We start from the raw sequence: 5,913 nt of genomic DNA on the forward strand, positions 1-5,913 counted from the left end.
AGCCGTGTGATGTGAAAGTATCAAGCACGGTTTTGAATGGGAGTTGGGAAAGGTGACTTTCCTTTCGACCCCTACCAGTTCATAGGCGCAGTAAACCGATAAAACCATAATAGGCGATCGGGTAGATTTGTCAACGCCCTAAATTAATCAAGAAGAGATGGGGGGCGGCGCAATGAATTAATAGAATAGTCCGTCCCCCCAGGCTGAGAAAATGAGCGGGAAACTGTTATTAGAAACGGAAAGTCGTTCGCAGAGTTCCTACGAAAATATTAGCATTGCGGCTATTGTGATCAGGGTTAGTGACGACAAAGAAGCCGGGAGTGATGGAAATGTAGTCATTGAAGGCATAGCGATAGAAGGCTTCAATATGGAAGGAAGTATCGCGATCTTCCAAAGCTCCCCGGTCGTGGGAGGTAACTTTCGGAGGCATTCCGATAATAATACCACCCAAATCCCCTTCGCTAAAGGCATCGGGGAAGCCCATAGTGACAGCCCAGTTAAGAATTGTAGCACTATCACTGCCATTTCTTTGTTGATGAGCCCAGGTAGCACCAAACCAACCGCCTAACTGGAATTTGTCAAGGACGCGCCAGTTAAATTGTAAACCTAAGTTATCGCTGGTGGTGGCATTGTTTCCAAAGGGACGCTCAGAAATCCAGCTTCCGGTGCCGCCAGCAATATTCACGTCTTCAGTGCTAAAATACTTGCGGGCGTACTCGACGGCAAAAGCGAGGTTTCGATTGGGTTGATAAACTAATTGAGCGCCAGCGCTATTACTGCCATTGAATAGGCCATTGCCTTCGGTAGCATCAGAAGCATTACCGGCTAAATAAGCTAGATTAAGTTTCAAGGGAGATCGACTACCAAAGGTAAAGTTAGCGCCAGCACCTGCACCACCGGGTCCTCGAAATACGGCGGGGTTCCGTCGTCCAAACCGAGAAATTGATCCGGTGGAGGCACTTTCAAGGGGTGAAAGGACATCAAGAATATTGTCTATTCCCAGAGCATTAGCGCCTACCCAGAAGCGAGCTTTACCATCAAAAGCCGGGAAACGGTAGTTTAGATCATCTAGTCGGAAACCATTACTCCTGCCATCAATGGAAGTGCGAGCCATTAATGTATTATTGAGACCAAAAGCTCTCAGGTTGGGAATGTCTACGGCTTCTAAACGAATTCTCAGCCTGTCTCGACCGCTAAAGCTGCTATCAAAGTTGAGACGGGCCCGGTAGCCGAGATAGGTTTCGGTGGGGTCATCACTGGCTCGGCCAAAGGGTCCCCCTGCTACATTATGACGAGAGCGATCGCCAAAGCTATCTCCTGCCCAAAATACTACTTCCCCACTAAGTTTGGTAGTAGTGGAGAATTGGTTAGCTTCTAATTCGGCGGTTCTGGCTTCTAGGGCATATACGCGACCTCTTAAAGTGGCTAGTTCTGCTGCAAATTCTTCCTGAAGCCGTTGGATAACTGCTAGGTCATCACGAGTGACCAGATTAGCTACAGAAGCGGCAATTAGTTCGTTAACTCGCTCTAAACAGGCATTTAAACCAGCCGCAAACTCAAAACGAGTCATGGCTCGGTTTCCCCTAAAGGTTCCGTCGGGATAACCTGCGATACAGCCATAGCGCTCAACTAGGGACTGTAGGGCTTGGAATGCCCAGTCTGTGGGTTGCACGTCTGACAACTGGGAAACAGAAGTTACCTGTTCCATGGAGTCTTCTAAGCCACTGTATTGGTTGATTTGCTCGATACCTAAGATGCTGATTTCTGGCTCGGTTTCGGGCTGTATTTGAGCTAATTCTAAAGGTTGGCTTGGGGGTTCGGACATGAGGGCGATCGCCACATTAGACTCTGGGCTGATAGACTCTTCTATCTCTTCAGTAGTTACCGGGTCTACTTGAGATGTCATGTCAAATTTAGTGGCTATTTTTTCTGTGGCTAAGGCGGAACCTGCACTTAGCAGCAGGGCTGCACCCACCAAGCTGGGACTGTGGAGGGTCTTCCAAAGAATTTTGTTTGTCATTTCTAATCTCACACCAACGCTAAAACATCTGAAAATCGGTTAATGGCTCTAGTTCCTGGAACCACCATTAATTGAGAGTTTTTTCTCATGATTTGGGTTGTCTAATTACTTAGAAACCTTTTCCAGTAAACATTTGAACCCTTTAAATCCAGGATAGGGCTCTGGGTATGGCTCTGGACACCAATTGCAAATAACTCTCTTTAAAATGTTTATATCATGAAAGTTGATTTTTCACGCTAATGATTCTCAATTAGTTAGCAACCTAGGTCTGGCCCCGGCAAATTAGTTAAGTGTAGCTAATGTATGGCTGCCAATAGTTTTGATTTTCCAAAGATTGTTAAGAATTAATAAGGTTTTATGGCTAACTGTAGGGTCGGGTGCTAGGTCAGCCACGGGAAAAACGAGAGGACTGCCGCACCGACCCCCGGAGAAAATGCGATCGCCTAAAATGGGCATATTGACAAAAATAAGATTGTATGTATAGAGGTGGGATGTTTTCCGGGTGAGTGGGAGAGGGGATAATCAATAATCGTATGACCCCCCTCCGGTGTAATGGGATTAGAAGTCTAACTGCTGAAGCATCCAGAAGCCAGCAAAGGACTCGGAATTAGGGTCAGACTGAATAGCCAAAAAATGCACATTCTTAGCCGAGAGTTTGGCTTGTTCAAAATTCTTGGCTTCGGTCTGGGTTTTGGGGTCGGTGAGGTTAGCCAAAATCCAACTCTCATTTTCCCCTGTTTCCAAAATCAGGTTAGGGCGGGGAGTTTCCACGAGTCGCAGAAAGGCTAACTCCAACCCGGACATCCAAGCGGCTAGGGGTATGGCGCGTGTCGTGAAAATAATCAGACCCGGAACTGGTGTTTCTGGGGATAAGCCCATCATGGGTAAACTGAAGGCTTCGCCAAAGCCGATATCCCATTCTGGCATATCTTCAAAGGCGGCGGCTTCTAAGGAAACGATCGCCCACTGTTCCCCCTGAAGTGCATCTGGTAGCGGTTGAGGTTCGCCGGAGACAAACTGGACTGATGGGTTAGTTCCTTCCTGATAATTAGGATAAGTGGGATAAACTTTGTCGATGCGTTCTTGTAGCCACTGAAACAGGGTATAGGTGCGACGACTAGCTGATGCGGGGATATCTAATCCTTCAGCAGCTTTAGAGATCATATTCGCCATGGGACGGCGGAAAAAACGAATTTTTGATGGTGGTAATGGTGCTTGGGCGATCGCCTCTTGAATAGCTCCCTGCAACCAGATAGAGTTAACCTGGGTACTGGGACAAAATTGTGTATAGCGGAATAGAGACTCGGGGCGCGATCGCACATCTAGGGGGGTTTCACAGATAATCACCTCCCACACTTTTTTCCCGTCTTCGTCCCGCAGCGGACGACTATAAAAATCCAGTTCCCAAATCGTTCCCTTCATTGGATGCTAAAAACTCGCTATGTATACTAAACTCAATTTTTTATTGTCCCATTAAAATGATGGTAACAACAAGGTTGTTGAATTAACCCTGGTTCATGGTACAATGATAAGTCATGAGTAAAGACACTAACGGATACAAAATCCTCACCGATAACCGTAAAGCTCGCTATCTGTACGATATCCTAGATACCTACGAAGCCGGAATTGAACTGAAAGGCACGGAGGTTAAGTCGATCCGGGCGGGTCGCTCTAATTTGCAGGATGGTTATGCCTTGCTGCGGGATGGAGAGGTGTGGCTGATTAATGTTCATATCTCCCCCTATGAGAATACGGGTAATTTCTTTAATCATGATCCGCGCCGTACCCGGAAGTTGTTGCTACATCGCAAGGAAATTAATAAGCTGATTGGACAGGTAGAACAAAAGGGCTTGACTCTGGTTCCTCTGAAAATGTATCTGAAACGGGGACGGGTTAAGGTGATGATTGGACTGGCGCGAGGTAAGAAGTTGCACGACAAGCGAGAGACGATCCGGCGCCGGGATGACGCGCGGTCTATGCAACGCGCACTCAAGCAGTTTTAATAGATAATGGACGGGGAACTTAGGGATGAATCAGGACATGGATGCCAATATGCGAGTTGAACGCGATAGCATGGGGGAAATTCAGGTCCCCGACGATCGCTATTGGGGAGCGCAAACTCAGCGATCGCTTCATTATTTTTCTATTGGTACTGATTTAATCCCCCCAGAGGTGATCGCCGCTTTTGGTATTCTCAAAAAGGCGGCGGCGTTGACTAATCAAGACTTGGGAAAACTGCCCCCAGAGCTGGCAGAATTGATTAGACAGGCCGCGCAACAGGTAATTGAGGGTAAGTTATCGGAACATTTCCCCCTGCGAGTGTGGATGACTGGAAGCGGTACCCAATGTAATATGAATGTAAATGAGGTGATTGCTAATTGGGCGATCGCTTCTGTGGGCGGAAAAATGGGCAGTAAAAACCCTATTCATCCCAATGACCATGTGAATATGTCTCAGTCGTCTAACGATACATTTCCGACGGCTATGCACATCGCAGCAGCTTTGGCGTTTCATCAGCGCCTAATTCCTAAAGTCCGAAAAATGCGAGATGCTCTGGCTCAGAAATCGGCAGAATTTAACCATATTGTCAAAATTGGTCGCACCCATTTACAAGATGCTGTTCCCCTGACTTTAGGACAGGAGTTTTCCGGCTATGTGGCGCAACTAGATGCCGACCTAAAACGCATTGAGATGGTTTTACCTGATTTGTATGAATTAGCTATTGGTGGAACCGCTGTAGGAACCGGCCTAAATGCGCCGCCTGGGTTTGCGGAAAGGGTGGCGGAACACATTGCCGAAATGACAGATTTACCCTTTGTTTCAGCACCCAATAAATTTGCCGCTATGGCGGCTCATGATGCCATAGTTATGGCAAGTGGTGCCTTAAAAACCTTAGCCTGTTCTTTGATGAAAATTGCTAATGATATTAGATTTTTAGGGAGTGGTCCGCGCTGTGGTTTGGGCGAATTAATTTTACCCGAAAATGAACCGGGTTCTTCAATTATGCCAGGAAAAGTCAACCCCACCCAATGCGAGGCTATGACTATGGTGGCGGCTCAGGTAATGGGGTATGATACTGCTATTAGTATAGCGGGTTCCCAGGGTCATTTCGAGTTAAATGTGTTTAAGCCAATGATGATTTTTAACCTGCTACAATCGGTTAATATCTTGGCAGATAGTTGTCATAACTTCACTGATTTTCTATTGGTTGGTTTACAGGTAAATCGCAGTAAAATTAACAGTTATTTAGAACAATCTTTAATGTTGGTAACTGCTTTAAGTCCTAAAATCGGCTATGACCGAGCCGCAGAAGTCGCTCATTTGGCTTTGGAGAAGGATTCCACCTTAAAGCAGATTTGTGTCGAATTAGGCTATATTTCGGCTGAAGAATTTGACCAAATTGTGGTTCCGAGCAAAATGGCACACCCTCATTAATTGATAGTTAACATCAACTAACTTTCTCAAATCTATGATTCCTCTAGCCGCTGACGTACCACCTCTACAGATAACCCCAATGCTACAGAAATTTGCTGTACTGTTAATCCCATATTGTCTAATTGAGCAATAGCCGCTAAACGAGCCTGACGTTCTTTTTGTGCTTCCAATTGAGCCTGCTGTGCTAACTCTTCCGCACTCAAATAACGTCTCCCCTCTTGGTCAAACCAAGACAGGATTTCTCGGTCAATACCACCTAATGTAGCTTGACTTCTCCCAATTCCTAAACCGATTTCTGGTAGCCAGTAGGGTTCTCCCGTTTGTAACTGGTATTTACCATCAATTTGTCGATAAATCTCGAAGGGTTGATGGCGATCGCGTTGGTAATATTCTGGGTTATAAATAACGTAGTATAGTACCCCCAACTTTTCATAAATCGCCATTTTGGACTCATACTC

Annotated in this window: 5 protein-coding genes and 1 pseudogene; 2 read left to right on the forward strand and 4 right to left on the reverse strand. The window is 46.1% G+C overall.

What is annotated here, in order from left to right; genetic code table 11:
- Positions 1 to 229: 229 nt before the first annotated feature.
- The 3 genes from ACTIE0_RS22135 to ACTIE0_RS22145 form a co-directional block, all read right to left on the reverse strand.
- Entirely contained in the window at positions 230 to 2,020 is a 1,791-nt protein-coding gene (locus tag ACTIE0_RS22135; protein WP_035759568.1) for an iron uptake porin, read from the reverse strand.
- Between the two features lie 282 nt (positions 2,021 to 2,302).
- Entirely contained in the window at positions 2,303 to 2,476 is a 174-nt protein-coding gene (locus ACTIE0_RS22140) for a hypothetical protein (RefSeq protein WP_006625523.1), read from the reverse strand.
- Between the two features lie 102 nt (positions 2,477 to 2,578).
- Positions 2,579 to 3,442, reverse strand: coding sequence for a Tab2/Atab2 family RNA-binding protein (locus ACTIE0_RS22145; RefSeq protein ID WP_006625522.1), 864 nt, complete (start codon positions 3,440 to 3,442; stop codon positions 2,579 to 2,581).
- Positions 3,443 to 3,555: 113 nt separating this feature from the next.
- Here ACTIE0_RS22145 and smpB point away from each other — a divergent pair, with 113 nt between their 5' ends.
- Positions 3,556 to 4,023 (forward strand): SsrA-binding protein SmpB, encoded by a 468-nt coding sequence (smpB, locus tag ACTIE0_RS22150; RefSeq protein ID WP_439516993.1) that lies wholly within the window; start codon positions 3,556 to 3,558, stop codon positions 4,021 to 4,023.
- A gap of 25 nt (positions 4,024 to 4,048) precedes the next feature.
- Complete coding sequence (gene fumC, locus ACTIE0_RS22155) at positions 4,049 to 5,455, forward strand: class II fumarate hydratase (RefSeq protein ID WP_008050938.1); 1,407 nt, start codon at positions 4,049 to 4,051, stop codon at positions 5,453 to 5,455.
- Between the two features lie 32 nt (positions 5,456 to 5,487).
- Here the strand turns inward: fumC and ACTIE0_RS22160 are convergent.
- Positions 5,488 to 5,913, reverse strand: a pseudogene (locus tag ACTIE0_RS22160) (Uma2 family endonuclease); the annotation flags it as partial.

This window comes from Limnospira sp., from assembly GCF_051859755.1.
Lineage (GTDB): Bacteria > Cyanobacteriota > Cyanobacteriia > Cyanobacteriales > Microcoleaceae > Limnospira > Limnospira fusiformis.

Coding starts and splice junctions, on each gene's coding strand:
- ACTIE0_RS22140 (WP_006625523.1), bottom strand. CDS start 2,476: ATGCCCATTTTAGGCGATCGCATTTTCTCCGGGGGTCGGTGCGGCAGT.
- smpB (WP_439516993.1), top strand. CDS start 3,556: ATGAGTAAAGACACTAACGGATACAAAATCCTCACCGATAACCGTAAA.
- ACTIE0_RS22145 (WP_006625522.1), bottom strand. CDS start 3,442: ATGAAGGGAACGATTTGGGAACTGGATTTTTATAGTCGTCCGCTGCGG.
- fumC (WP_008050938.1), top strand. CDS start 4,049: ATGAATCAGGACATGGATGCCAATATGCGAGTTGAACGCGATAGCATG.
- ACTIE0_RS22135 (WP_035759568.1), bottom strand. CDS start 2,020: ATGACAAACAAAATTCTTTGGAAGACCCTCCACAGTCCCAGCTTGGTG.